This is a genomic window from Devosia sp. Root436, assembly GCF_001426345.1.
Lineage (GTDB): Bacteria > Pseudomonadota > Alphaproteobacteria > Rhizobiales > Devosiaceae > Devosia.
Genome location: NZ_LMEM01000009.1, coordinates 630,960 through 657,064, shown reverse-complemented (window position 1 = coordinate 657,064; position 26,105 = coordinate 630,960). Strand labels below are relative to the sequence as shown.

The 26,105-nt window shown below is 61.6% G+C and carries 20 protein-coding genes; 5 read left to right on the top strand and 15 right to left on the bottom strand.

The features are described 5' to 3' along the window. Window positions 1-156 precede the first annotated feature (156 nt). Entirely contained in the window at window positions 157-1,101 is a 945-nt protein-coding gene (locus ASD04_RS08085) for a hypothetical protein (protein WP_056255153.1), read from the top strand. Between the two features lie 53 nt (window positions 1,102-1,154). Here the strand turns inward: ASD04_RS08085 and ASD04_RS08080 are convergent, their stop codons facing one another. From ASD04_RS08080 to ASD04_RS08025, 13 genes are all read right to left on the bottom strand, one after another. Next, window positions 1,155-1,586, bottom strand: coding sequence for a hypothetical protein (locus ASD04_RS08080; protein ID WP_056255151.1), 432 nt, complete (start codon window positions 1,584-1,586; stop codon window positions 1,155-1,157). Continuing rightward, window positions 1,576-1,830 (bottom strand): hypothetical protein, encoded by a 255-nt coding sequence (locus tag ASD04_RS08075; RefSeq protein WP_056255147.1) that lies wholly within the window; start codon window positions 1,828-1,830, stop codon window positions 1,576-1,578. The genes ASD04_RS08080 and ASD04_RS08075 overlap by 11 nt, the downstream gene beginning before the upstream one ends. Continuing rightward, a complete protein-coding gene (locus ASD04_RS08070) occupies window positions 1,830-3,395 on the bottom strand; it encodes an AAA family ATPase (protein WP_056255144.1) in 1,566 nt (521 codons plus the stop codon). Before ASD04_RS08070 ends, ASD04_RS08075 begins: the two co-directional genes overlap by 1 nt. Before the next feature lie 114 nt (window positions 3,396-3,509). Next, window positions 3,510-3,902 carry a hypothetical protein gene (locus ASD04_RS08065; protein ID WP_056255141.1) on the bottom strand — a complete coding sequence of 131 codons (393 nt, stop codon included), beginning with the start codon at window positions 3,900-3,902 and terminating at the stop codon, window positions 3,510-3,512. Continuing rightward, entirely contained in the window at window positions 3,899-4,624 is a 726-nt protein-coding gene (locus tag ASD04_RS08060) for a hypothetical protein (protein WP_056255139.1), read from the bottom strand. The genes ASD04_RS08065 and ASD04_RS08060 overlap by 4 nt, the downstream gene beginning before the upstream one ends. Continuing rightward, a complete protein-coding gene (locus ASD04_RS08055; RefSeq protein ID WP_056255136.1) occupies window positions 4,621-4,905 on the bottom strand; it encodes a hypothetical protein in 285 nt (94 codons plus the stop codon). Before ASD04_RS08055 ends, ASD04_RS08060 begins: the two co-directional genes overlap by 4 nt. 180 nt (window positions 4,906-5,085) lie before the next feature. Further along, a complete protein-coding gene (locus ASD04_RS08050; RefSeq protein ID WP_156461159.1) occupies window positions 5,086-5,550 on the bottom strand; it encodes a hypothetical protein in 465 nt (154 codons plus the stop codon). A gap of 148 nt (window positions 5,551-5,698) precedes the next feature. Continuing rightward, window positions 5,699-7,183 carry an integrase family protein gene (locus tag ASD04_RS08045; protein WP_056255130.1) on the bottom strand — a complete coding sequence of 495 codons (1,485 nt, stop codon included), beginning with the start codon at window positions 7,181-7,183 and terminating at the stop codon, window positions 5,699-5,701. 357 nt (window positions 7,184-7,540) lie between these two features. Next, on the bottom strand, window positions 7,541-7,744 hold the full coding sequence (locus ASD04_RS19375) for a hypothetical protein (protein WP_156461158.1): 204 nt from the start codon (window positions 7,742-7,744) through the stop codon (window positions 7,541-7,543). Between the two features lie 56 nt (window positions 7,745-7,800). Then, window positions 7,801-8,253, bottom strand: coding sequence for a PAS domain-containing protein (locus ASD04_RS08040; RefSeq protein ID WP_056255128.1), 453 nt, complete (start codon window positions 8,251-8,253; stop codon window positions 7,801-7,803). Continuing rightward, on the bottom strand, window positions 8,250-9,029 hold the full coding sequence (locus tag ASD04_RS08035; protein WP_056255125.1) for an EAL domain-containing protein: 780 nt from the start codon (window positions 9,027-9,029) through the stop codon (window positions 8,250-8,252). The genes ASD04_RS08040 and ASD04_RS08035 overlap by 4 nt, the downstream gene beginning before the upstream one ends. Before the next feature lie 300 nt (window positions 9,030-9,329). Beyond that, window positions 9,330-11,060: a molybdopterin-dependent oxidoreductase gene (locus ASD04_RS08030; protein ID WP_056255122.1), complete on the bottom strand. Its 1,731-nt coding sequence runs from the start codon at window positions 11,058-11,060 to the stop codon at window positions 9,330-9,332. Window positions 11,061-11,127: 67 nt separating this feature from the next. Next, window positions 11,128-13,512 carry a glucose/quinate/shikimate family membrane-bound PQQ-dependent dehydrogenase gene (locus ASD04_RS08025; protein WP_056255120.1) on the bottom strand — a complete coding sequence of 795 codons (2,385 nt, stop codon included), beginning with the start codon at window positions 13,510-13,512 and terminating at the stop codon, window positions 11,128-11,130. A 147-nt stretch (window positions 13,513-13,659) separates the two neighbouring features. Here ASD04_RS08025 and ASD04_RS08020 point away from each other — a divergent pair, with 147 nt between their 5' ends. Further along, entirely contained in the window at window positions 13,660-14,151 is a 492-nt protein-coding gene (locus ASD04_RS08020; RefSeq protein ID WP_056255117.1) for a MarR family transcriptional regulator, read from the top strand. 414 nt (window positions 14,152-14,565) lie between these two features. Here the strand turns inward: ASD04_RS08020 and ASD04_RS08015 are convergent, their stop codons facing one another. Next, on the bottom strand, window positions 14,566-15,456 hold the full coding sequence (locus tag ASD04_RS08015) for a LysR family transcriptional regulator (protein WP_056255114.1): 891 nt from the start codon (window positions 15,454-15,456) through the stop codon (window positions 14,566-14,568). A gap of 103 nt (window positions 15,457-15,559) precedes the next feature. On the opposite strand from ASD04_RS08015, the gene ASD04_RS08010 reads away from it, so the two are divergent. The 3 genes from ASD04_RS08010 (at window position 15,560) to ASD04_RS08000 (ending at window position 21,234) form a co-directional block, all read left to right on the top strand. Further along, window positions 15,560-17,131 carry a proton-conducting transporter membrane subunit gene (locus ASD04_RS08010; protein WP_056255112.1) on the top strand — a complete coding sequence of 524 codons (1,572 nt, stop codon included), beginning with the start codon at window positions 15,560-15,562 and terminating at the stop codon, window positions 17,129-17,131. A gap of 25 nt (window positions 17,132-17,156) precedes the next feature. Then, window positions 17,157-19,583 (top strand): DUF2309 domain-containing protein, encoded by a 2,427-nt coding sequence (locus ASD04_RS08005; RefSeq protein ID WP_056255109.1) that lies wholly within the window; start codon window positions 17,157-17,159, stop codon window positions 19,581-19,583. A gap of 688 nt (window positions 19,584-20,271) precedes the next feature. After that, window positions 20,272-21,234, top strand: coding sequence for a sensor domain-containing diguanylate cyclase (locus tag ASD04_RS08000; RefSeq protein ID WP_056255106.1), 963 nt, complete (start codon window positions 20,272-20,274; stop codon window positions 21,232-21,234). A 214-nt stretch (window positions 21,235-21,448) separates the two neighbouring features. Here ASD04_RS08000 and ASD04_RS07995 read toward each other — a convergent pair whose 3' ends face one another. Further along, a complete protein-coding gene (locus ASD04_RS07995) occupies window positions 21,449-25,912 on the bottom strand; it encodes an autotransporter domain-containing protein (RefSeq protein WP_056255102.1) in 4,464 nt (1,487 codons plus the stop codon). Between the last annotated feature and the right edge of the window lie 193 nt (window positions 25,913-26,105).

The window sequence follows — 26,105 nt, the reverse complement described above, 5'->3', positions numbered from 1 at the left end:
CCGTGTTGCCCGCATTATGGAGTACATACTAAGAACGTCAACGGATCGACTCCAACGGTCCGCGTGACTAGAGTTTCTACGAATCGGTCGGGACAACGCATGGAAACTTGCTCCGTTAGGTGGCGGTCTTCTGGTGGACGTGGGGAATTCGAGTTCGTGCCGGCGGAAACGCTGGCCGACAGGAACATCCATGTCCTGTTCGAGCCCTTGGGCATCACCATCCCGGCAGAGGTATTCGGCGTCCGCGCCCAGGGCAAGCCACGCCTCCGGAAACTGGACAGCAACAACCGCCAGAAGCTCCACCTCCCGCAGTTCGTCATGGCCGTCGCCAGGCTGCCGGAACCCGCCCGCGAGGACCTGACCCACGCGGTGACGTTCCCGCTGGAGAACAAGTCCTTCGTCATGGACAGCATGGAGTTCGACGTCATCGACGATGACGGGATCGACGTGACCCTGTCTCCACTCCGGGTGACCATCCGCAACTCGGACTTCCTGATCGAACTCCGGGACCGCCTGGAGGCGATCGCCAAGGACGTGGCCGGCATCGCCGATATCGCCGCTCATCACCCGGACCTGGCCGCGGCGATCCTGGCCCACTCGGACGCAATCAACGCCGGCGTCAACGATGCGCTGATCCGCCGGACCGCCGACGCGGTCATCGCGCTGCAGCAGGAGATCTTCGGCAGCACCAACGTCGGCTCGGTGACCGTCCTCGAGAAAGCTGCCGAACTGCCCGAGACCGAGGAAGAAGAGGCCACCGGCAAGGAAGGGCGGCTGCTCACCCGCATCCACGTCTACAAGGAGCGGGACCGCAATATCGTCAAGCTCGCCAAGAAGGACTTCAAGGCCAAGAACGGCGGCAAGCTGGTCTGTATATGCTGCGGCCTGGACCCCGTCGAAGTCTACGGTCCGGACGGCGAGCGGGCGATCGAAGCCCATCATTCGACACCCATCGAGCAGCTGCAGCCCGACAGCATCACCCGGATCTCGGACCTCGATATGTTGTGCGCCACATGCCATCGCGTCGTCCATTCCAGGCGTCCCTGCCTGACCGTCGAGGAAGTCCGCGCCCTGATGGCGCCGATCGCAGCGACCGCCTGAAAACCTGAGTGAAAAGTATAAGTTAAGAAAAGTTAAAATGACGTGCCGGCATGTCACGTCGGCTCCCGGACCACAGCATGCCGGTCGCACAGCGTCGCATACCACGCTCGGTCTTCCCGCAGCCTCCCTGGCTCACCGCAGTCCTGGCACACGTGTTCCGACAGGCTCTCATAGACCTCAGCCAGCGCCTGGGCCTCCTCTGTCAGGTCACCCGTCAGGTCGACTCTCATGCCCCCGTACTTCTCTTTGCTGTCCTCGACCCACACTAAGGGTGCAATCTCGGCCAGGTGCTCGGAAAAGGCGAGGACGAGGTCGACCCACCCGCCGGGTAGCCCGCACCTGTAGGCTCCCCATATCGTCGGCCAGGCGGCCTCGACGGCCCGGTCCCAGTCGACGGGGATCACGCTGCCGACCGTCTCCAGGCGCTTGGCCTTGGCGTCCACGTGCCGGCGCCGGGCGTCGGCAATCATCAACTCATTCGACATCCATGCCTCCCAAAACTTCATCCGATCCCGCGATGCCCACTTCGGCCAGCGCATCGCGAACCGACGCCAGCCAGGGCTGACCAAAGCCGGCGGCGACCAGGGCGCGGATCGTCAGCGGTCCTGGCGCCGCCAATGCGGCCTCGGCCAGCGCCTGGGCGTTCGCGTCGCCCAGGCGGATGACTTGGCCCAGGGCGACCCTGTACATGGACGCGGCGAGAAAGCGGTCTTGATCATAGATAACCATCACGCCCTCCCCATCAGGGCTTCCCGCCCGTCGATCAACCTGGTCACGATGCGCTGCAGCGTCCGGAGCGAACCACCTCGCCAGGCCTGCCGGACGACATCGACTTCGTCTTGAGCCAGCGGTTCGATCCAGCGCCGATCGAGCCCACGCTGTTGCGCGAGATCGGCGATGATGCGCTCGCTCAGGACTCCGACATGCTCGAAACCGGCATCCGGTATCCTGACGATCCGGAAGCGATCTCTGAGCGCCGCCGGCACGTCCTCCAGCGAGTTGGCCGTCGCGATGTAGGAGACCGCCGACAGATCGGCTGGCTGCTCCAGCGCCAGGTCGAAGAACACCCGGCTGGACGCCGGTTCGAGGAACGTCAGCAGGGTGTCTGCAAGCGACCCATTGTTCCGGCCCGTGCCCATCTTGTCGACCTCGTCGAGCACGATCAGCGGGTTCGCTGTCCGCGTCCGTCCGACGAGCTGCAGCGGCGTCGCCGGACGAGCCGAATTCCACTGCGCGGACGTCCCGCCGAATGCCCCGTCGCTGGCGCCGGCGCAGGAATACGTCATCGCCGGCACGCCAAGACGGTCCGCCATCTCCCTGGCGAAGGTCGTCTTGCCGCTGCCGGGATTGCCGACAAGCAGCACCGCCAGCCGCAGGGACTGCAGGGCGGATTGCGTCCCGAGGATCGCATCGATCTCGGCATGCATGTGCGGATAGCGAGCGTGCAGGTCCGTCCGCGCCGCCGGCACGGCAGCCGTGCTGACCAGGCGCAGGGGCTGGCCGATAATCAGTCTGTACGCCTTCCAGACGTCCGCGCGCGAGCTGGGCTGCTTGATATCCGGATCGGCGTCGATGACAACCAGCGCAGGATCTCGCCGGATCTCCGCGCGATCCTCAAGCATCGCCTCGACCGCTTCGGCGTCAGCCTGGGCCTCCGCCTGGGCGACTTTCATCGCTGCCAGGGCGCCGACCATCCCAGTCTCCGCTTCGGCTTCCGTGTCGTCGAGTGCGTCGGCAGCGAGTTCGAGCGTCTCGATGTGGCTGCCCATCGACTGCATCGCCGCCATCCCGCGTTCGAGCAGGTAGGGGAAGGGCTCGCATTCGGTCGTGCTGTCGTCCTCGAGGCCGACTGTTGTCAGCCCGAGAGCCAGGGCGACAAAATGCGTCCAGCCGATCGGGTCGTGGTGTCGCCGGTCCTGCAGGGCGTCCTCGACAAGACGCCGAACGGCATGCCGGTGCCCGCGGATCGCCGCGTGCCAAAGCAGCGTCTCGCTGGTGTCCTCGCTGGCGACGCCAAGTTGATATGCGCTCCAGCATGACTTTGCAGTCGGCACGTCGATGCAGGACTGCAGGCTCTGCAGGCATTCCGGCGTCTCCTGATCGCGCCCGATGGTCATCGTGCAGAACTGGCGCAAATCCAGCAGCGCGGATCCGTGAAATGGGGAATGGCCGGTGCGCCTATCGGCGAGCGTCGGCATCGCCTTGCCGGCGAGCAGCAGCTCTTCGCGCTGGCGCCACTTCTTGAGGTCGGCAATATGGCTGGGCTTGGCCCGAGAGGCCTCTGGCTTGGTCATCATCTTCGTCCCAATCGACGGCGCGTCCCCGCCTAAGCAGCGGACGAACCAAGAATTCGAGCGGCGTATGTAGATGACCGGAACGGCCCTGTCGAGGCCGGGTCCAGGATCAGGTTAACGAATCGGTTTGTTCGTAATCTCGTCGTAGAGCTTGCTCAGGTAGCCGGCGACGACTTCCGGGTGCAGGCCCTCATCGTCGATGAGTTTCAGCGCCTCGCCGCGCATCGCCAGATATGGATGGACAGGCTGTTTCTCGATGCGGGCAAGCTGGTCAGCTATGAACTCACGGGCGTGCGGCGGCGAGCCTTCGTGCCCCGCGATCCACTTCTGCACATTGCGCTGACTGTTTTCCAGCGCCCTGGAAAGCCTCGCGGAAGGGGCGTCGAGGAAAACCCGGTCGACGTCCTCGCCAAAAGTGTAGTCGCGATCGAACGGCATGCGTGGTCTCCGGCCCGGAATCAAGTCCGGGCCAGATTCGCGCATGCGGCGGTCGAGGGCAATGGTCATGCCGTCTCCAACTGCCGCGCGCGGCCTTCCGCCGTGACATTGAGAAGGTGACCCTTGCGCTTCACCCACCCGTCTTCGAGGGCATGGAGTGCCGCCCAGGCGCGAGCGCGGACACTATACTTCCGGTCGTCGAACTGCACGAAGTTGCCGCTGGAGATCAGCAGCATTCCAGTGGCCAGCACCGCTGCGGAACGATCGCTCGGTTCATGCCTCGGATCTGTCTCCTGCATCCAGACCATCAAACGTCTGGCATTCTTCGCCGACAGGATGTGAGACAAGTTCGACGCGATGGCGTCATAGACCCGCTCACGGGTGGTGAGGTAGGCGGTCCGGACCAGCTCAGCGAGGTGCTTGTCGGTGGCCAAATCAGCCGCATGCATTCGCTGCCCATCCATGGTGTGCCGGTGAGAAGGTGCCGCCCATTCGAGTGTGTAACCCTTGTTCAGCAATGCTGTCGGGAGTGGCTGGAAGGCGAGCTTGTGATGGCGCAGGACAACTCGTTCATGCCCGTCGACGCATTCATAGAAGACGGGAGAGCGGCAAAGGCGACTGTTGACCACCCCTTCGCCGTCATCGTGCATCAGGCCTCGGTTGAGTTGGAGTGAATAGTCGTGGGCAAAGCCGTCTGCGATCAGGCGCTGACGTAGGGGATACCCCTCCTTGTGTGCATCGTATTTGAGATAATCGAGCAGGTCGAGCTGACGGGGATCGGACTTGCTCATGGCCGCACCCCCAGCTTCTCAAGCTGGTGCTCGCGTATCCGCAGGAGCGTCGCCAGAATTGCGGTCTTGTCGGCCATGCCGGGCCTGAAGCCGGCTATCCACTTGCCGTTGGCCTTCGTCAACACGTAGCCGATCTCAGTGAGCGCTCTCTTCCAGTCGAAGAAGATGCGGACGAAATCGTCATCGGTATCGGCGACATAGCCGCCAGCGGCATCGGGTCGCCACTGAAGGCCACACAGGCCGGGCAGATAGGGTTCTCGAGTATCGGGGGTATCTGTCATCACGTCACTCCTGACCTGCGGACCTTCACAACCCCAATCGGCGCTAGGTCACGGATCGAGCATGGAGGCGGTTCTAAGCGATTGCAAGCACTATCCTTTTCGACAAGCGGCTTGTCGAAAAGGGAACGTCGTTTTGGAAGCCAACTGCCCTCAGCTTCCGTTTTCATGTCGCGATATAATCTACGTAGGCTGGCCGGCTCGGACCCATCGGAACGCCCTGGCCGCGAGGAAGGTCGCCAGGATCACGCCCAGCATGAGCGCCAGCCGCTGCCCGATGGCCCAGACCCACTCGGCGATATACCGGCCATACATCTCGTCGACGTCAGCTTTGAAAAACCGGGCGGCAGCAGCGAAATCTAATTCGCTCAGCCTTGCCGCGTTGCACAGCATCAAGCCTCGGTATTCCTGCCCGACGATGGACGTCTGCAGTCTCGTTGGGTCGCATCGGTTCATGTATGTATCGAACTCGCTCTGCGACGATCCCATTTCCATATCCAAGGTATACTGGATGGGCTCACCGGCTTCGAAGCTGATTACGTCCCCCCGGGCGAGCGTGTAGCCATACCAGGCGGTGGGCGGGAAGGGTCGGGCCTGCAGCCATGCCCACAGTGGGGCAACTACCAGGGCGACGATGACTGCCAGCAAGACCAGTCTTCCGGTCCGGGATCTCGGCGCCTGCATCGTCATTTCCCCCCGCGTTGTCGCAGCGGGAGACTGCCCCAAATCTCGGCGATTGCACAGGCTGTTGGCTTCCGATTAAGGTCGCGATAATTGGCGCTGTCACGATGGCATACTAATATTCCATCATTACATCGCCACGCGCCAGGTCTGTGGGCGGTATCTTGGCGAGGCTGACGCCCTTCCGATACCCGGTCTTGATCTCATGCCGGCGCCGGGCAATGAAGTCCGACAGCCACTCGACATCGCGCAGACGCTTGTCGAAGTCGATGGCCTCGGCGGTGGCTTCCTCGACGTACTGGACCCAGTTGCGCATGATGTCCCACTTCGGTCCGATACCATCATGCAAATAGCTATGGACGGTCACGTCATCGGTCGCGAAACCCTCATTGTGATCTAGGATCGAACGGCTGCCTTCGATGCCCCAGCGAAACTTAGACTGGCCGAACTTCGTGAACGACCTGCGGAGATCGTGCGGCCTGGCGACGATGCCCGGCATATACGTCATGTTGTGTTGGACCGCGCTCTCCGCCATGGCGTCGACCGTGCCGCCTGCCTTGGCTGGCCGGAAGCCCGGGAAAAGGCGGTGGTGGTCCAGATCTTCCGTCAGTGTCATCGCCCGCTGGACGACCGCCCAGGCCGGTGCCGGCAACGGTACGACGTGATCCGTGGTGTCGTTCCTGTTCTCAGCCGTCTTGCGGTGCTGCGGCTCCATGCGCCACAGACCTTCGTCCGGTGTAAGGGCCGCCTCCATACCGTCGATACGCGCGTGCACGATGTAGGTGATACGCTGGACGGTGAAGCACATGTGCTGAATAGCCAGGCCGATCCGCTCGTTGATGGCGCCGCTGCGGGCAATGGCCATCAGCCGACCGACTTCGTGCATTGGCGGTGCATACCGATTGGCCTTCACCGCCGGCTTGGCTACTTCCTTCTTCGCAGTCCGCTGCGGCGCCCGAAGCCCGCGCATGTGTCCGGGCTCAATGCCGGTGTCATCTGCACGGGCGTCGTCACCGAGCCACGTATAGAAAGCCGACACGACAGCGGCCACGTGTTCGGCATGGGCCTCGACGCCCCGGGCGTGGATGTCGGCAATCGCCTTCGCCGCCTCCCGCCGACTGATCGTCGATACGGCGCGCTCGGCGAACCGCTCGAGTTCAGGGGTATTGGTCAGCAAGTTCCGGTAGCTGGCCGCTGTTTTCATGCGCTTCGTCCGGTCGACGTCCGCCAGGTAGTCCGTCCGTGCCGTCGCCCAGTCCCATGACTTCACGGGCAACTGGATCTCGCCCTTCCTGCCGTGCTTGACCAGCATCGTCTCCATCCAGGCGGCGTCGACGGTGCCTCTCTTGCGCCGGTGGGCCGCGGCATCGGCTGCGAGCTCCCGCGCCTCCACCAGGCTCCAGTCGTGGACGCTACCCAAGTCGAATCGGACGCCCTTGCCGGCCTGCTCATAGCGATACTGCCATGATGCACCCTGGGCGCCGATCCGGAGCTTCAGGCCACGGGCCCGGCTATCCGATATCTCGGATTGCTTGGCGCCGGGCTTGGCGTCGGCGATCGCTTTCGCGACGGTGCGGGCATTGATGTCGATAGTGGGCATGGGCAACCGGCTAGGACGGGATTAGGACGGGGTCACCAGAGCGCACTAGGACGGGCCGGGCAAGCCGTGCTATGCGTCATCCTTAACAGAACCGAGGTTTTCCGGGACTTACAACCCGGATTGAAAGTCACCGGATCGGCGTTTCACCCCTAGACATACGGAATCATAATCCGTGTGTCCCCAGTTCAAATCTGGGCTTCGCTACCATTCAAACCCCCGGGAAACCGGGGGTTTTTTATTGCGGTTGATCCCGCCGGGTCCTGGTCTCGGGCTACCCACCCGAGGCGGTGAGAGAACTCGGCGCAACTGATCGTTCAGGTTGCCTTGCCATGACGCACGTTAGTTCCGTTCACCCGGTCATGCTAGCGGACGAAGGTGTCTCGGTCGCCCGGCCGGTGTGGGGATCTCGATTTCCAGCCGACGGCAAGTTGTGCGGATGTTCGTGGCTAAAAGGTCCACGAAGTCCTTAAGGTCTTCGTCGGCGATGCCTTCGGTTTCTTCGTTGAGACGGCGGATCGTTGAGGGAACAGGCTTTTTGGTGTTCGAGGATTTGGCAGTCATCTTGGTTGCCTCGTAATGCGACGAGACGAAACGGTCTTCCCCAATCTTGTCTGGAATTAATCCAACGCCAGGATATTGGCACGGGCAAGATCCAGAGCAATCTCGTGAAGACGGTCATGCAGTGCGCGCATGCGGCTGATGTCGCTCTGTATCCCGATATAGTGTGTTGCTTGACCATCGACGCCCTTGACGGGGGTCAATGAGAGCCGGTTCCAGAAAGCACTTCCGTCTCTTCTGTAGTTCAGCACGTCAATGATCAAAGGCCTGTTTGCGGCAATAGCCGACCGCATTTGCGTCACCGCCTCTGCGCTTGTTTCCGGACCCTGGAGAAAACGGCAATTTCTCCCAACTGCGTCCATTCGCGTATAGCCCGTCATCTTCTCAAAACCGGAGTTGACGTACACAAGGGGAGTATCAGGCCTGCGAACGTCAGCAAGCGTCAACGCTTGAGTCGATGGATCGAGCTTTCGATCGAACAGCTGCTGGCCGGAAATAGGCTGACGGCTCATTTGCCGACCTGCAGCGTGTTGATGTCGCTGGCTGCAACGAAGCGCTCGACGAAAGGACGAGCAAAATAGTAGCCTTGGAACAAATCGATGCCAGCGCTCCGCAGCGTCAGGACTTCGTCCTTGGTTTCGACACCCTCGGCCAAGACTGCAATACCAAGTTCATTGCACATTCCCACGATACCTCTGACGATTGCTCGGCGGCTTTGGGAATTTTCAATGTCTCGCACGAGTTCCATGTCGATCTTGATGAGGTCCGTCTGGAATTTCGCAAGTAGCGACAATCCGGCGTATCCCGCGCCGAAGTCGTCGAGAGCTGTGTAGAAGCCCATCTTGCGATACTCGTCGACAATATGGCTGACATGCGAGACATCGGACATCTGCTCGTTTTCGGTAAACTCGAACATCAGGCGCTTCGGGTCGAACCCAACGCGGTCAGCGGCGGCCAGGGTCGCCCGGATGCAGGCCTTGGGCTCGTAGACGGCGTTTGGCATGAAGTTGATCGACAGCCTGGTAGAGGTGTCCAGGCTCAGGTTCTCTCCGGCAAGTTCGATGGCTTTGACCCGGCAGGCCTGGTCAAAGGCATAGCGGTTCTGGTCATTGACTTGGCTTAGAACCTGGCATGCGCTCTCGCCGTCGACACCTCGCACAAGCGCCTCATAGCCCCATATGAGGTTCTTGCTGAGATCAACGATCGGCTGGAAGGCCATGGTGAATGGGATCTCGAAAGCGCCTGGATCGGTATTCCGACAACCGGCGCATCCAGATTTTTCAGTCATTTACGAAGTCCTGAGAGTGGGAGGCCCACGCTGCCTAAAGTGCTCCTTAGACCTTAAAAAAGTCTGCTAGCACCCAGTTGAGGCGGCTTCCTTCACCCGACCCCTGTCTTGGCAATCTGCCTGTGTCTGCATTTCGCATTGTCGGCTCAGAAGCAGACGGGCCTGTCAGCAAAGGGGGAGATATCGCTCCGGCCCTCAGCGTTGTGCACTTGCGCAAGGTGAGACAGATGGCGCCTGAGCTGATTGAGATCCTGCAGGCACTCGGCAGCAGCTCGATTTGGCGACAGCTCTGCCCTGCGCCTAGATCGAGGCGCGATAGCCGTAGAATTCGTGATCCTCGTTGTAGCCGCCCCGACCGGCACCGAGATCGGCAAAGTCGTGCACGAACTCAATGGCGACGATCCACTTGACCATTTTGTAGCCAAGTTCGTTTTCGCAGCGCAGTCTGAGCGGTGCGCCGTGCACAAAAGGCAGTGCTTCCCCATTCATTTCGTACGCCAGAATTGTCAGCTCATGGCGCATGTTCTGGACGGTGTGGACATCATAGTAGCGCCCACCATCTGCGCCAGCGGCAAATGAATAGAACACGACATAACGGGCCTCAGGCCTGGGTTTGACCAGCTTGATGACCTGACGCATCGACACGCCTCCCCATTCGGCGACACCCGTCCAGCCCTGTATGCAAAAGTGGGTGGTGACCTGGGTCTGTTTCGGCATTGCCTTCAACTGAGCCAGAGACAGCAGTTGCGGCGCTTCGACCAGTCCGCCAATGTGCAAGCGGTAGGCTGCGAAACCGCCAGCCTCAAGTTCGCGGTATTCCGGCGAGGTCGGCAACGTGCCATTCGACCAGAAATAGGGCGAGATATCCTTCGCCGTGAGCTGTGAGCGTGTCTGTAACCGGTCGCCCAGACCTATCAGACTGCCGACCATCGCCGCTCCGAACCGTTGCACCAACCGCGCATGTCGCACCGTAAAGGGGGAAGCGATGCCCCAGGTAACGGCCAGGATTGCCATGGCCAGCACGAAGAGCGGAAAGCCGCGCCACGATGTGTCGTCGACGCCCGCAAACATATGATTGGTATTCTGCCGAAGGCCGGTGATGAAGACCAGGGCTCCATGCGCGACGATGAAGCCGACGAACCACGCGAAGGCGATGAAGTGCAGCGAACGCATTGCCTGGCGGTTAAAGACCTTGCCCACCCAGCCAAGCGTATTGGAGATAGCCGGGCTCTGCATGAGCCCGGTGAGGATCGAGACAGGCGCGGCGACGAAGACGGTCACGAAATAGGTGAGTTGTTGCAGGCCGTTGTAGCGCGTCCAGCTGTGATCGACGGGAAAGTTGAGCGAGGCGTACTGGATGGCGGTCGACAGAGCTGACGGAAAAACCTCCCAGGTCAGCGGCACGAGCCGTTGCCATTGGTCGGTGGCAAACAGCAGCGCGTAAAAGAGGATGCCATTGATCACCCACAGCATGTTGACGGAAAAGTGCCACCAACGCGACAATCCCACAGTGTGCCGCAAGCCCGGTATCCCCAGCCAGCCGGGCAAAGAGACCGAATCGTCTTTTGACGTCCAGAGCCGGCCCTTGGGTATGGGGCGCTGGAAGCGGAACCACTCGCTGCCGGGGGTGCAGTCCCGCCTCCAGTAAAGTCGCGGATGGTCGGCGAGAATCTGCAGACCGGACCGGATGATGAACAGCATGAAGAACATGTTGAGGAAATGCTGCAGTTGCAGCCACCAGGGGAAGCCCGAATTGACCGGGGGCGTGGCCTGAGCGACGCCGGGATGGTGCTGAATGAACTCGGCGACTCCCGGAAGTTCGCGCAGGCTTTGCGCCAGCGCGATCAGGCAAAGCAGGCCTGCGGCGGCGATCGGCAAGGCCCAGAGCGTGCTCACCCACCTTTTGCCGATGCGGATGCGCGGCACGATTCCGGGCTGCGGCACTAACCAATGGTCGCGTCGCAGGGTGTCGTCAGCCCCAGTCAGGCTGGCCCGCAGGGGTTCGAAGCCATTGTCGGGAGATATCGCCATTATCGTTGCGCTCGTCCAAATTTCGAGCCTGCCGTCCTATAGGACAGCAGGCCTCAAACCGTGCCCCCTATTTCTTGAGGGCGTAGGCGATGATCGAGTCACCGGGCTCTGTGCCGGTCGAACCATGCCCGCCCGCTACGACCAGCAGGAATTGTCGCTGGCTGGCATCGGACCAATAGGTCATCGGGGTGGCCTGGCCACCAGCAGGCAGTCGGGCCTCCCATAGTTTCTTGCCAGTGGCGAGATCGTAGCCGCGGACATAGTAGTCGAGCGTGCCCGACAGGAAGGCGACGCCGCCCTTGGTGATGATCGGCCCACCGATACCGGGGACACCCATCTTGAGGGGAACCGGCACCGGGGAGAGATCCTGGACGGTACCGTTGACGTGCCGGTAGGCGATTTGCCCGGTTGTCAGATCGGCTCCAGCAACGTAGCCCCATGGCGGCGCCTGGCACGGGAGTTGCAGCGGGCTGAGGAACGGGCCCATCTTTGCGGCATAGGGGGCGCCGAAGTTCTCGTTGAAGGCGGGAGTGTTCGGGTCGGTGACGACGCGTTCTTCGGCATTTGAACGTGGCACCAGGGTCGAGGTGAAAGCCAGGTAGACCGGCATGGCGAACACCACCTGACGTTCCGGATCGACGGCGACGGCGCCCCAGTTGAAGGTGCCGAAATTGCCGGGATAGACGATCGTCCCGCCCGTGGATGGCGGCGTGAAACGGCCCTCGTAGCGCAACGATCTGAAGGCGATGCGGCAGGCCAGCTGGTCAAATGGGGTAATCCCCCACATCGACGCTTCAGTGAGCGGCGTGGGCTTGAACGAGAGTGCCGACAATGGTTGGGTCGGCGCGGTATGATCACCCTCCACTGCGCCTTGTGGCACCGGCTCTTCAGTCACGGGCAGCAGCGGTTCCCCGGTCTTGCGGTTGAGCACGAATATCTCGCCCTGCTTGGTCGGCGCGACCAGCGCCGGGACTTGTGCCCCGCCGATCGTCAGGTCTAGCAGGCTCGGCTGGGCGGGCACGTCCATGTCCCAAAGGTCATGGTGCGTGGCTTGGAACACCCAGGCCAGCTTGCCGGTTTCCACATTGAGCGCGACGATCGAGGCAGAAAACTTCTCGGCATTGGCACTGCGATTGCCGCCATACTGGTCAGGCGGCTGATTGCCCATGGGAATATAGACGAGGCCGAGATCGGCGTCGTAGCTGGAGACGCTCCAACTGTTGGGCGAGTTGACCGAATAGGTTTGCCCGGCCGCTATCGGAGCCGTTGCTTCGGGGTTGAGCGAGTCCCAGTTCCAGACCAGCTCGCCGGTATCGAGATCGAAGGCGCGGATGACTCCGGAGGTCTCGCTGGTTGAGACGTTGTCGTTTACCGCGCCACCCACAATGATGAGATGCGAGGTCACGAGCGGCGGCGAGGTGGAATAGTACGAGCCGGCAGTAACGTTGGGCATGTTTTGCCACAAATCGACTGTCCCATCCGCCCCGCCAAAGCCGGGGCACACGGCTCCCGTCTTGGCGCTCAGTGCGATCAGGCGCGCATCGACGGTGGGCAGAAATATCCGTTGCGCACAATCTGGCGATGCCGGCGTCGTGGTGGCAGAGGCAGAGGGTGCGATCGTGCGGCCGCCGACATCATAAGATACGCCGCGGCAGGTCAGGTGCTGCGTATCATTGGCCGCGGGCTGCACGATCTTGGGATCAAAGGACCACTTCTTCTCGCCGGTCTCGGCGTCAAGGGCAAAGACGAGGTCATGCGGCGTGCAGAGGTAGATCGTGTCGCCGATCTTGAGCGGAGTCACTTCGTAGGTGGTTTCGCCGGGATCGCCTTTTCCGCGCACGTCACCGGTGTGAAAAGTCCACGCCACGTCCAGCTTACCGACATTTTCCGGCGTGATTTGGGACAGCGGAGAATAGCGCTGCCCCATATTGCTGCGCCCGTAAGCCTGCCAGTCCCCATCTGGAACGGAGCTGTCCACGACGCTGGCCTGACGAGTCGGCAGTTGCCCATTGAGCTCGTTGCTGGGCAAGATAAACGCGGCAATACCGATCACACAAGCAACGGCCAGCGTGCCCCCAAGGGCCATCCACCCCATTTTGCGTGTTCTGTCTGGTCGTTCCCGATCAAGGCCGCGGACCACCCATGGTAGAGCCAGCAGCAACCCGAGAATGACGATCAAGTCGCCACGCGGCAGCAACTGCCACCAGTCGAGCCCAACCTCAACCAAGGCCCAGACCAGTGAGACAAGTACCACTGCACCGCCCACCCAAAGGGCCAGTGGGTCACGCCGCCAAACCAGCACGGCGATGGCCAGCAAGCCGACGCCGGCGAGGAAATAATACCAACTTCCCCCGAGCGAGATAAGCCAAATGCCCCCAGATCCGAGGGCGATGCCGCTCAAAGCGAAAACCGCGCTAACCAGGATTGCCAATGGCCGGGGGCGTTTAAACATTTGGGTGCACTCCGTCGCTGCACCAGAGCAACGACAGCGGCCACGACAAGGTTCAAATATTTATCACGCCGTGATGTAAATTAGGTCATGGCGTGATCTTGCTGGCTGGCTCCCGCGCTGAAAAAGTGCGATCGAGGAGATTCGGTGATGTCAACGAAACGCGATCCAGGTTCGGCTGCCGCGCGTGCGCGTCCCCTTGAGGAGGCTCCTGACTACGAGAGCCTGGCGCGTTTCCGCTTCGCGATCCGGCAGTTTCTAAGCTACAGCGACTCCGTCGCCAACGCCGTGGGCATCACATCCCAGCAGTATCAGGTCATGCTCTGTATCAAAGTGCGGCAGAGGGCCGAGGCTAGTCTCAAGCAGATCGCCGAAGACATGCTGTTGCTGCCCCATGGTGCAGTTCAACTCGTCAATCGGCTGGAGACAATGAAGCTGGTACGGCGTCGCAAGTCCGCTGTGGACGGTCGCATGGTTCTTGTCTCGCTCACGAGCAAGGGAAGAGACATCCTTTCGCGGCTTGCAAAAGATCACGCCGTTGAGTTGGGGCGTCACGAGCCGCTCCTGGCAGACTGCCTCCAGCAACTGAGGGGGATGCCTGTGTCGGGCAGCGCGCCTGCCGAGACGCTATCACTCACTTAGTGGAGGCAGACACGAATACCTTCTTCACAATCGGCCACTCCACAAGAACGACTGCCGAATTCGTCGATCTGCAGGGAGTCCCGTGTTGATTCCGTTGTTGATGTGAGATCGATGCCGCGTTCGCGAACAAATCCGCAGTTCAACGGCGACAGCCTCCCCGCAGCGCTGACACCAGATCAGTTACGAGCATATTGGGGAGTTGCGCGGGCTTCGCGCAAAATCGCTGAAGACGGAGCCGTCTCCGAACGGACTTTGGCGTGTACGCAGCTTCCGTAACTATGCGGATTATGCGCTGACAGAGCCCTTTGCAGCCGGTCAAGGCCAAAGCGTCATGCACATTTTGGGATCGTCGCAAGTCGACGATGCCAGCATGACGCCTGGAGCTGTCGTGGACAGGGCAGGGCGCGCCTGAGCCTACACAAATCCCGGGGAGCTCGGCGGTTGCAAAAGCGCCCTCACAAGCGGATTGGGGAACCGCCGCGCCATAGTGACCGCGTAAAAGGTTTCGAAAATCCCCGGCAATTGATCGCCCTCGGTCAATACACCTCCTGAAATCTCGTCTTTGACGACGATGGGCGGAAGGACCGCCAGCCCAATGTCCTCGCGGGCGAGCAGTCGCATCATTGCCATGTCCTCTACCTCGGCAACGATCTGCGGACGGACGCCGAGGTGGTCGGCGAGCGCGTCGAAGCCAATGCGCACACTGGTGTCCGCCATGGGCAGAATGATCGGGTGGGTCCGCAGTCGATCGGCCAGATTCGCAGCGTCTCGCAGACGGTCCGGTGTACCCACCAGACTGACTGAGCGCTCGGCTAGACGATGCGTGACAAGTGGGGTCAGCGCATCATTTGCTGGCGCCTGATTGAGGAGCACCACGTCGAGATTGAGCGCTTGGAGCGCGCGTAACAGTTCGCCGGCACTGCCCGAGCGAAGGATCAGGTCGATATCTGTCCTGCCGAGTACAGGTCGGAGGAATTCCATCTGAAAGTTACGCGACAGGGTGGCGAGTGAACCGACGCGCAAAGCCTGCCGCGCTGCGCCCGATTGTCTCAGAGTGTCCAGCAACTCTTGGCCGGTGGCAAAGATCGCGTCGGCATGGTCGAGAACGATTTGTCCAGCTTCGGTCAGATGTAGCTGGCGTCCCCTTCGTTCGAACAGTGAATGACCCAGGCGTTCCTCGAGTTTGCGGATCTGCACGGAGAGCGCAGACTGCGTCACGTTCAACCGTTGTGCCGTGCGCGTGAGTTGGCCGTCATGAGCGACAGCCCAAAAGTAGCGCAGATGGTTGTAATTGAGTGTGGTCATAACGTTCGATAATAGAGAACGATTTCCCGTCAACAATGAATTTTTTTCCCCATCCTACCGATGATACTCAACGGCCGACCTTAATCGACTTTGGGGTACTGCCTTGTCGCTTTATCTGCTCCCGCTTTTTGCACCACTCGTACTGTTCATTGCGGCCACTCTTGGATTTGTGCGTAATGGCCGCCGCCCCCCTCTGGTGCCGGCCATCGCGGAAGGTGCCGCGCTAGGCGCGCTGCTGACCGCGATGGCCTCGCTTGCGCTCCTGGTTTTGCGTGGCGCCGGCGATAGTGAGCTCATCGGTTGGAGCGGCAATGGCCTGTCTTCGCGTCTTGATGCAGTGAGCGTGACCATGCTTCTCCTGGTCGCCTTCATCGGCTGGATCGTGGTGAGGTACGCGCGCACCTATCTCGATGGTGAAGCACGGCAGGGAAGTTTCATCGGGTGGCTATGCGCTGCGCTTGCGGCCGTCTTGCTTCTGGTACAGGCAGGAAATCTATTCCAACTGGTTGCGGCGTGGATCACGACCAGTTTCGCGTTGCACCGTCTGCTATTGTTCTATCCCGAGCGTGTGGCGGCGCAGCGGGCGGCCAGCAAGAAGCGCCTGTTCTCGACGATCGGCGCCATCGCACTGATTGTTGCAGTAATCCTCATCTGGGCCAGGTTCGGCACGACCGACATTGCCACGATTAATGCACTTGCCCGGACCAGCGATGCATCAGGGCTTATAGTCATGGCCGTCTCCCTACTCGCGCTCGCGGCGGTCCTGAAATCGGCGCAATTCCCGACACATGGCTGGCTCACCGAGGTTATGGAGGCGCCGACGCCAGTCTCGGCTCTTCTTCATGCCGGTGTGATCAATGCCGGCGGCTTTCTGCTGATCCGTTTCGCCGACTTAATGCTTTTGGCCCCTGGGGTTCTCGCGGTGCTGGCCATGGTAGGCGGCTTTACGGCGCTGTTTGGTGCGCTCGTCATGCTCACTCAGCCTGCGATCAAAACCTCACTCGCCTGGTCAACGGTCGCGCAAATGGGGTTCATGATGCTACAATGCGGTCTTGGGCTGTTTCCCCTGGCATTGCTCCACGTGGTGGCGCACTCCCTTTATAAAGCACATTCGTTTCTGGCATCTGGTGAGGCGGTCGAGCAGGTTGCGGCCATTCGCCGGCCAGGACCGATCGCGGTTCCCGACGCGCACGCCGTAGGCCGAGCCTTCGTGATCGGGCTTGGGATCTATGCTGGGATCGGTGCGGCGTTTGGCTTCGCTTTCGGTTTTGAATACAAGTCGCCTCAGGCACTTGCGCTTGGCACTATTCTGATTTTCGGTGTCGCCTATCTTCTGGCCCAAGGGCTCGCCGATGCCGCGCCCCGGCCCCTAACACGCAAGACCGCGATCTATGCCAGCGCCGCCGCGGTTGGATATTTTACGCTCCAAACCTTGGCCGAATGGCTGACGGTGGAGGTTCTGCCGGCGGCACCGGTGCCAGGGCGTTTAGAATGGACCCTGATGGCGCTCGCAGTCCTGAGTTTCGGGCTGGTTGCAGTAGCGCAGGCGCTCTTCCCGCACTGGGCTTCGCACCCCGCCGTCACAGGACTGCGCGTTCATCTTTCCAACGGCCTTTACGTCAACGCCATTACCGATCGCGTGCTGGGCGGTTGGTCCGTTCGCAAGGTGTCGTGAACCGATGCAAGCAGGGATAAAACCGATGCTGGTGACCACAACCAAAGCCGCGCTCCTGTCCCCCGCTGACGTTATCAAGGCGGCAGACCGCGCGGCGCGCGCCATTCCTCCGGCTTGGCCACTCGTCTCAAGCGTGGCAGTCAATCCGTTCCTTGGGCAAGTTGGCGAGCCGCTCGCCATCGCGGCGGCACGCCTGCGGCGCGTCGCCGGCATCGCGCTGACCATGCCCCGGGCATGGTACCTGGAGCGGCTGCGTTCCGGCGACATCGCCGAGATCGATCTGGCGGGCGCCTTCAATGCAGCTCCTGCAGCGCTTCGGCCCGACACGCTTGTTGCGCTTAAGCGGACCGCTCAAGTCGAAGGGGCAGTGTCGCATGCCGTGCCGACGGTCGCTGAACTGGCGCGCAATGTAGCTGGGATCGACTGGCCCGGCATCGTCAATGAGCGCATTAGTCATTGGGCGGCTGGGTACTTCGACGAGGGGCAGGCACTTTGGCCGTTTCCGCAGTCACCTAGCGCCTATGCGGCATGGCACGGATTCGCGATCCACGACCTGACGCCCGAAATTGCCGGCCTTGCGGGGTTCGCACAGTACGTCGCCGATGCGCCGGCGACGGCCGAGGCTGCGCTCGTCGAGTGCGTTGCGCGCCTGGAACTCCCAGCGGAGGCTTTGGAGAGCTATTTCCACCGGCTGCTTGCTGGTCTCGGGGGGTGGGGTCAGATCGCGCGCCATCGGCTCTGGCAAGCGGAGCTCAGCGGCGCGAACGATACGAGCGTAACGGACCTTCTTGCCATCCGAGTGATCTGGGACGTGGCGCTAATGCGCCAATACAGCTCGCCCCTCCGGCCGCAGTGGCAGTCCACCATCGCTGCCTACGCCGAGCCGGTACTCGCTACCCTGGACGACGGCGTCAACGCCATTCTTCAGGAAGCTGCCGAACGAGCCGCCCAGCGGCGGCTCCAGATGCTTCTCGCCCGAAGACCAACCACCCTGACAGTGCCTGATCGCCCCGTCCTCCAGATGGCTTTCTGCATCGACGTGCGGTCGGAGGTATTTCGCCGGGCCCTCGAAAGTCTCGATCCCGGTATCCGGACGCTGGGCTTCGCAGGATTTTTCGGACTGGGCATCGGTCATCGCAGCTTTGCTTCAGACGTGGTGGAGGCGCGTCTGCCAGTACTGCTGACGCCGGGGCTATTTACCTCCTCGGGGGAGCCTGCGCCAACAACGGAACGGGCGGATCTGGCCGCGCGTATCACGGCGCGTGCGAAACGCGCGTGGGGCCGCTTCAAACTTGCGGCCATCTCCTCATTCGCATTCGTTGAGGCCACCGGGCCGATCTATGTTGGTAAGCTCCTGCGTGACGGACTGGCTCTGAGCCGCCATGCGGCGGCGAACGATCCTGCGCCCCGCCCAGCCGACGCGCTTGAGCTGAACACCCGGCTCACCATGGCCGCTAATGTGCTGAAAGCGATGTCGCTCACCGAGACCTTCGCAAAGCTCGTCCTGCTTGCCGGACACGGCTCCAATGTGGTCAACAATCCCCATGCAAGTGCGCTGCATTGCGGCGCATGCGGCGGCTATTCGGGCGAAGTGAACGCGCGGTTGCTCGCCTCGCTGCTCAACGATCGGGAAGTGCGCGTTGGATTGGCCGAGCGCGGCATCAATATTCCCGAGGATACGCTTTTCCTGGCGGCGCTACACGACACAACGACGGACGACGTTACGGTATACGCCGCCGATCATCCTTCGACAGCACATGCTCAGACTCTCGACCAGGCAAAGAGTTGGCTGGCATCGGCTGGCGCTTTGGCACGGGCAGAGCGTGCCCAGCGACTGCCGCGTGCCCATCGCGCTCAAGATATACACCACCGCGCCCGCGATTGGGCCGAGCTACGTCCTGAATGGGCGCTTGCCGGCTGCCAGGCCTTTATTGCGGCGCCTCGGTCGCGCACAGCAGCGCGTGATCTTGCGGGCCGTGCCTTCCTCCACGACTATGAATGGCGGCGGGACGAAGGTTTTGGCGTACTGGAGCTGATCCTGACGGCGCCGGTGGTTGTCGCGAGCTGGATCAGCCTTCAATATTATGGTTCGACCGTTGCGCCCGGCGTCTTCGGCGCAGGCAACAAACTGCTCCATAATGTCACCGGTGGTATCGGCGTTGTAGAAGGCAATGGCGGACTACTGCGTGCGGGACTGCCGTGGCAATCAGTTCACGACGGCGATCAACTGAACCATGAACCGCTGCGGCTTTCCGTGCTGATCGAGGCTCCGCGCGACGTGATCACCGGCATCTTGGAGCGTCACCCAGAAATCCGCGTATTATTCGACAATCGCTGGCTCCACCTGTTCGCCCTCGACGATGAAGGTCGAATGGCCTGGCGGTACAAGGCCGGCCTGCTCTGGGAGTGCTGCGTCGGCAACGAGAACCTTGAGCGAGTGCCGCATAGATGAGCGTTTGCATGTTGAGGTTATCTATCCCGCCCAAAGTCCGCCCAGCCTACTCCTTGATACGGGTCCCGCTCTGGATGCCGACGTGCTTGGCACCTGCGCTGGTGAAGGTTGCCCATGCCGGCACTATCCCTGACGGGGCTATCCCGCAGCCATGCTCGGCATGGCTGCGGCTGGTCCGCCGATCAGATCGCCAGCGGGGGCAGTTGTGCGCGCTTACATGAAGCCGACCAGAGTGGACTCGCTACGCTGATTGGCTTCCCTTTTCGGTGGGCTTGTGAAAGCGCCCCGCGCATACCGCGCTACTATCCTTGTCCGCACTTGCCTACGCTGCGAAATTGCGTGGCTCTGAGCATTATGCTGCACCGCCGGATTTTCGAATGCGTGACCTGCGAACATAACGAGAGAAGCGACCACTCCTCGTTGGGCTCCGTCATGCCGATCCGCCGCGTTGTACGCAATGCCAATCCATGCTTCCCTGATGGCGTATCGCTCGCCGATGATTTGCCAAGATGAAGGATGAATGGATCGCCTTCAGCGCCGTAGCTGATTCTTCATGTTCAACAGACCAGTAAGCGAATTGAAACGGGCAGTTGAGGTCTGATCTGGCTTGGCGCGCCTTCAGACACTTTTGATCTTTTTCGCTCAAACTCGGCAAGCTTATGGGAGACCGTAGTCTCAGGGAGGGCTGATGCGCGCAATCGAAAGCGCGGAAGGTTTGGCCGTTGCCGTCATCGACGCACTGACGTCGCATATTTGCGTCTTGGACAAGGGCGGTACCATCATCGCGGTGAACCGCGCCTGGCGGGAGTTTGGCGAGAGTGCAAACAACGAAAAGCCTTCCGATATAGGCTTGAACTATCTGGAAGTATGCCGCAGGGCCATCGGGAACGGGGCTAGTGAAGCGTTGGCCTTCTACGAAGGTATACGCTCGGTGCTTTATGGTGAGGTTGCCTATTTTCAGCTCGAATACCCCTGCCACTCTCCGACGGAAGAGCGATGGTATCTTGCGCGGGTCAGCCCTTTGTATCTCGAAGAGCATCAGCGCGACGCGGCTAATCTCACACCAAGTGGCGCAGTCGTTTCGCATGCCGACATCACCGAGCAAAAAGCTCTCGAGACAAAACTCGCCCATATGGCCGCAACTGATTGGTTGACGGGTTTGCTTAACCGAAGAGCATTCGTCGATATGACTGAGGCCGCCCTTGTGGATTTGTGCCAAAATGGCCGGAATGCCGCGCTCCTGATGTTCGATGTTGATCATTTTAAGCTTATCAACGACACCCACGGCCATCAGGCGGGCGATCAAGCGCTACGGGCCATCGCGAAAACATGTCGTTCTGTTTTGAGGGCCAACGATCTGGTGGCCCGAATTGGGGGCGAGGAGTTCGCCTGCTTTATTCCTGATACGGACATGGTCAATGCCACGATGATGGCGGAACGGCTAAGGCTAAAAATTGCCGCTCTTGCGATACCGCCCATGGCATTCAAAATTACCGTCAGCGTGGGTATCGCCAACGTGCCGACGAGCGGAGTAACATTGGACCAAATACTGACAAGCGCCGATCGTGCGATGTACCTTGCAAAGAGCGACGGTCGAAATTGTGTGAGGATCGACAAGCTAGTTCAACGAGGCGAGCGCGCTACGGCTTAGCTCGTGGATGTCTGCTGCCTGCACAGCGCAGGCGTAGACCACAATGTCGGGCCCCCTTCACTTAAATGGCAATGAATAGCCCCTAGATTTGCAGACGCTTTCCTAATTTCACTGACGACTTCAAGTGGGACGCGGTGCGTCAGATCACCGACTGGGGTTACCCGGCTTCGATCACTCGTCTGTGGTCCGCCGCAGGCAGACGCGCCACCATCTCCTAGAACCGCTTCGCCCAGGCGCCCTGCAGGGCGTGGGTCTGTGTGCCGGTGCCAATCTGGCCGTCATAGGTGACGTCGAGATTGATGCCGCCGCCCACGTCGAGTGCAAGCCCCGCCCCCAGCGTCAGCACATCGCTGGCTGCCGACCTGCCGGTAACGGCGAATGCCGGTCCTGCGCCAAAGCGGTTCACCGAGATTGGCGTCTCGACAAAGCCATGGCGCCAGCCGACTGATCCGCTGGCCGTCAGCAGCATATCCTCGCCAACCACGAACTGCTGCTCCAGCCCGAGCCCAAGTGAGGTGAAAGTGGCGTTGACGACATTGGCCGCGCTGCTGAGCGCTGCCGGCCCCCCGGTTTCGCTGAAGCTGTCGGCGGCATGGCTGACATAGGCGATCCCGGCAAAGGGTTTGAGCGAGAATGCCCCGAGGTCAAAGGCATGCGAGACATTGCCGAACACCTGTGTTGTGCCGGACGCGTAGTTGGCGCTCAGCGTATCGGTGAAGCCGGGGAAGCTCACCCGGCGGGTGGTGCTGTTATCGTGCCGCGTATAGGTGGCACCGAACGAGAGCAGCGTGTCCCCAAGCTGCTTGCCGCCATAAAGCCCCACACCATAATCGGTGCTGGTGGCCGAGGCATTGAGCGCCGCGACCTGCGTGCCCGACGAGCCGCCCTGCAGCATCAGACCCAGCCGCCAGTCTCCGACGACGACCCCGTCGAGCCCCAGCACCACGCCGCCGTTCGACGACGCCACCGCGGCATGCCCATTTCCCGCGTCAACGACGCCCAGTGCGCCGTAGATCTGGCCCCACAGCGCGTTGCTGCTGGATGGTCCATCCAGCATCGGCGTCGCGGCTTCTGCATAGTTGCTGACCTGTGCCCCGCCTTCCGCGAGCACCGCGAAAGCCTGAGCAACCCGGTTGGCAGCGATCTGACCGGTGACAGTGGCGCTCTCCATCGCCCCGCCGGCCTGGGACGCATGCAGTTCACCCGAGAGCTGGCTCAGGGCCGACTGCGCCTGTGCCTGTGTAAGCCACAGCACCGCATCGTAAAGTGGATTGCCGGCGCCCAGCGCCTCGGCGGCGTCGCCAACCGCTATCTGGTTTCCGCTCGCCCCGGTTTCCCCGAAGCCGACATCATTGCGTTGGATGACAACTGCAACGGCTTGCGGATCGTAGGACAGGCGCGGCGTAAGAAATGCCAGATCGGTGGTCACCGCGTCGAAAGCGCCGCTCAGGCTGGCGGCGGTGAGAATGGTGAATGGGTCGTCCGTATGCGGCGCAGCGCCACCGCTGATGCGCACCGTGCCGCCCAGCGTTGCGGCGCCGCTGACCGCGATCCGGTCGGACGTGCCATTGGGATCGACCTGCACGTCCAGGAATGAGCCGCTGGCAAAATTGGCGCTGGTCACGCTGAGTACCTGCGAGCCGCCGTCTTTCATGTCGATGGTGCCGCTATTGGTCAGCGCGGTAATACCGGATAGATCGCCCGTGAGCTGCAGGGTCCCGCTGTTGTCGAACGCACCGACGATCCGGTTCTGGGCTTGCACCGTGCCCGCGTTGCTGAAATCGCCGCTCCACAGACCAAAGGTGCCGATGGTGCCACCATTGCTCAGCACATTCCCGCTCCAACTGCTGTCGGCGGCGTTGAGAATGTTGCCGGCGTTACTCGTCACATCGCCGATCCAGGTGGAGCCCGGGGTTGGCCCATGCGCATCGGTCCCCGCAATGTTCATGATCAGGCCGGTATTGGCCTCGACATTGCCGTTCCAGGTGCCGCCGGCATTGTGCAGGGCCACAGCATTGCCCAGCACATTGCCGTTCCAGACGCCGCCGTTCCACACCAGCCAGTCATTGCTGCGCACGTCGCCATGCCAGACGGCGGGTTTGCCGTTCATGACACTGCCCGCATTGGAGATCACGTCACCGTCCCAGTCGCCGCCACCGCCGTTGAAGATCCAGTTGCTGTTGCTGACGACATCGCCGATCCAGTAGCCGGTGCCGATCTCGTCGGCGCGGTTGTCGTTGATGATGTGGCCGGCATTGCTGAGGATGTTGCCCCGCCAGGTACCACCGGCATTGGCAACGCGGCCAGGTTGGCCATTGCTGCCAAGGGCGTCATTGCTGACGACGTTGCCGTTCCAGGTGGCGTTCTCGTTATTGTTGATCCAGCCATTGTTGGCGAGTACGTCGCCGGTCCACACGCCTGGCGAGTTGTTGGCGATGTCGCGCGTATTGCTGGCGACGTTGGCCACATAGACGGCGTTGTTGACGAACATGCCGGAATTGTCGAGATCGTCGTAGACCGTGCCGTCATTGGTCAGGGTGCCGAAATTGGCAATGTTCTTGGGAATGCGGACGCGCAGCGTCGCGCCGCTCGCCACATAGAGTGTCGCACCGGCCCCGATATAGGCCGAGTCAAAGGACGCTTCTTCCGGCGCGCCGTTGCCGATATTCAGCAGACCGCCGCTGACCTGCAGTGCGCCCAGATAAATGTCGCCGCCCAGCGTCAGCGTGCCCTGCCCGGTCTTTTCGAGAATGCCGGTGCTACCGGTCATGCTGCCGTCAAACTGCACGTTTGCGCCGACGCCGGTATCAAAGCGCAGCGTCGCGCCATTGGACATGCCGATCGTGGCCTCGCCCGGCAGTGCCGCATCCTTCACCTCGAGCACGCCGCCCTCGACGGTTACCGCGCCGCTGAAATCATTGGTCTCGTTGGCGAGAACAACGGTTGAGTCGCCGCTCTTTACCAGACCACCGGCACCGGAAAGCCTTGCACCTATTGTCGCCGTGCCCGTCGCAGCGCTGAGGTTGAACGCATCCGACGCCGTGATCGTCCCGCTCGACGTCGCTTCGGCGCCTTCGAGATTGTAGGTCTGGACGCCGATGGTGCCGGAGAACGCGCCTCCCGTTTGGGTGAAAGTCGGGACGGCGTAGTGGTCCAGCGTTAGCGCACCGCCGGATTGGCGAAGCGTCTCTGTAATCGTTACGTTATCCAGCGACGCGCCGGTTCCCCCCGCCAGGTCGAACAGGGTTGTCGTCACCGTCCCGGTTATCGTGCCGCCCGACTGGGTGTAGCTGGCAAGACCGCTGACGGTGCCGCTCATCGTGCCGCCGGACTGCGTCATCGTCGAGCCGCTGGCGCCAATGAGGCTGCCGCTCGCTGTCACCTCGCCGCCGGTCAGTTTAAAGCCCGAAAACGCTGCCGTGCCGGAAAGCGTGCCGCCGGATAGCACATAGTCGTCCGCCGCGACGAAACCCGTCATGTCACCGCCCGACTGGGTGTAGCTGGCGATCGTCAGGACCTCGTCGTCCCCTCCTCTCTGAGGGTCGTGATGGTCGTTTTTGCCGTAGACATCCCCGCCCATGGAACCGCCAGACTGCGTCATCACCGCATCTCTGCCGCCCATGATGTGGAAGTCGTCGCCGACGCTGGCGTCACCGGATAGCACGAACAGCTCCAAAAAATCGACGGAGCCGTTGACGTTGCCGCCCGACGCCTCGTAGACGCGGGTGATCACCCAGCCTCCTGCCATGTCGCCGCCGGTTTGGCTGTATTTCGCTATGCCGGTCCAGATGCTGTTCCAGTCCTCCGTGCCAACCGGCGCAAAGACGATACCCTCCGATGTCCCGCCCGACTGCTTGAACTCGGCCTCGGTGCTGCCAATTATGCTGACCCAGCCAATCTGGCCATCGCCCGACAGTTCAAACAGGTCGGAAAATTCGACGTCGCCGTCGAGTGTCCCGCCAGTCTGCGTGTAGCTGGCAAGGCCGCTGGCATTTCCGTCCATTGTGCCGCCGGTCTGCAGCATCGTGGCACTGCCATCGCCCGCTACCCAGCCGGTCACCAGCGCCCCGTCGGCCATGGTGAACTGGCTATCGATGTAAACGGTACCCGCCATCAGGCTCTCAGCAGCCCCTTCGGCGCCGGAAATGGCATAGGCTGAGGCCGTGACCTGGCCGATCATAGAGCCGCCCGTCTGCAAGTAGCTCGGTGTATGAATCTGAACTGGATTCAACACCGACCCGCCAGACTGCGTGACGGTTCCAGTATCGCCCAGATCGATCAGGCCGAAGCGTTCGACTGTGCCGCCGGCAATGTTCAGCAGCGTCGAGATATTGGCGATACCTTGCGGGCCGGAATTTGTCTGGGCCGTCGGATTGCCCTTGCTGAGAGCCAGCTGGCCGCCACTGACATTCACAGTCCCGGCGTTGAGTACGCCATTCCTGTTGATCCATAGGACGCCGGCATCGACGTTCACCGTGCCGACCGACACGTCGGTATAAAGGCCGGAATTACCGGTCCCGATCGTGACGATGTCGCCAGGAGCTGGCGTTGCAGCCGGGCTCCAGTTGTTGGCATCTTCCCAGCGGGACTCAATGGGGCTGTTGTTGATCCAGCTCACATCATTGGCGCTGGCCCCGATGCTGCCCGACAGCGTTGCGGCGGCCACGCCGAGAAGCAACAGTCGTTCATGCCGTGCGAGCCTGGAATTTGGGCAAAAGAAACCTGCTCTGTGGCGACGAATCGCCCCGCGTCCAAACCGGTCGTTATGCATATAAAATGCCCCTCGCTCCCGGCAGGGACGGGAGGCTTCCTAACGAACGGCGAAACACCTCGTTAACCAACCGTTAACAGACCCACCCAGCCCCAGCTAT

Bases quoted from the DNA above. Each gene is read 5' to 3' on its own strand.
- ASD04_RS08080 (WP_056255151.1), bottom strand. From the start codon at position 1,586: ATGTCGAATGAGTTGATGATTGCCGACGCCCGGCGCCGGCACGTGGAC.
- ASD04_RS08075 (WP_056255147.1), bottom strand. From the start codon at position 1,830: ATGGTTATCTATGATCAAGACCGCTTTCTCGCCGCGTCCATGTACAGG.
- ASD04_RS08070 (WP_056255144.1), bottom strand. From the start codon at position 3,395: ATGACCAAGCCAGAGGCCTCTCGGGCCAAGCCCAGCCATATTGCCGAC.
- ASD04_RS08065 (WP_056255141.1), bottom strand. From the start codon at position 3,902: ATGACCATTGCCCTCGACCGCCGCATGCGCGAATCTGGCCCGGACTTG.
- ASD04_RS08060 (WP_056255139.1), bottom strand. From the start codon at position 4,624: ATGAGCAAGTCCGATCCCCGTCAGCTCGACCTGCTCGATTATCTCAAA.
- ASD04_RS08055 (WP_056255136.1), bottom strand. From the start codon at position 4,905: ATGACAGATACCCCCGATACTCGAGAACCCTATCTGCCCGGCCTGTGT.
- ASD04_RS08045 (WP_056255130.1), bottom strand. From the start codon at position 7,183: ATGCCCACTATCGACATCAATGCCCGCACCGTCGCGAAAGCGATCGCC.
- ASD04_RS19375 (WP_156461158.1), bottom strand. From the start codon at position 7,744: ATGACTGCCAAATCCTCGAACACCAAAAAGCCTGTTCCCTCAACGATC.
- ASD04_RS08040 (WP_056255128.1), bottom strand. From the start codon at position 8,253: ATGAGCCGTCAGCCTATTTCCGGCCAGCAGCTGTTCGATCGAAAGCTC.
- ASD04_RS08035 (WP_056255125.1), bottom strand. From the start codon at position 9,029: ATGACTGAAAAATCTGGATGCGCCGGTTGTCGGAATACCGATCCAGGC.
- ASD04_RS08030 (WP_056255122.1), bottom strand. From the start codon at position 11,060: ATGGCGATATCTCCCGACAATGGCTTCGAACCCCTGCGGGCCAGCCTG.
- ASD04_RS08025 (WP_056255120.1), bottom strand. From the start codon at position 13,512: ATGTTTAAACGCCCCCGGCCATTGGCAATCCTGGTTAGCGCGGTTTTC.
- ASD04_RS08020 (WP_056255117.1), top strand. From the start codon at position 13,660: ATGTCAACGAAACGCGATCCAGGTTCGGCTGCCGCGCGTGCGCGTCCC.
- ASD04_RS08015 (WP_056255114.1), bottom strand. From the start codon at position 15,456: ATGACCACACTCAATTACAACCATCTGCGCTACTTTTGGGCTGTCGCT.
- ASD04_RS08005 (WP_056255109.1), top strand. From the start codon at position 17,157: ATGCTGGTGACCACAACCAAAGCCGCGCTCCTGTCCCCCGCTGACGTT.
- ASD04_RS08000 (WP_056255106.1), top strand. From the start codon at position 20,272: ATGCGCGCAATCGAAAGCGCGGAAGGTTTGGCCGTTGCCGTCATCGAC.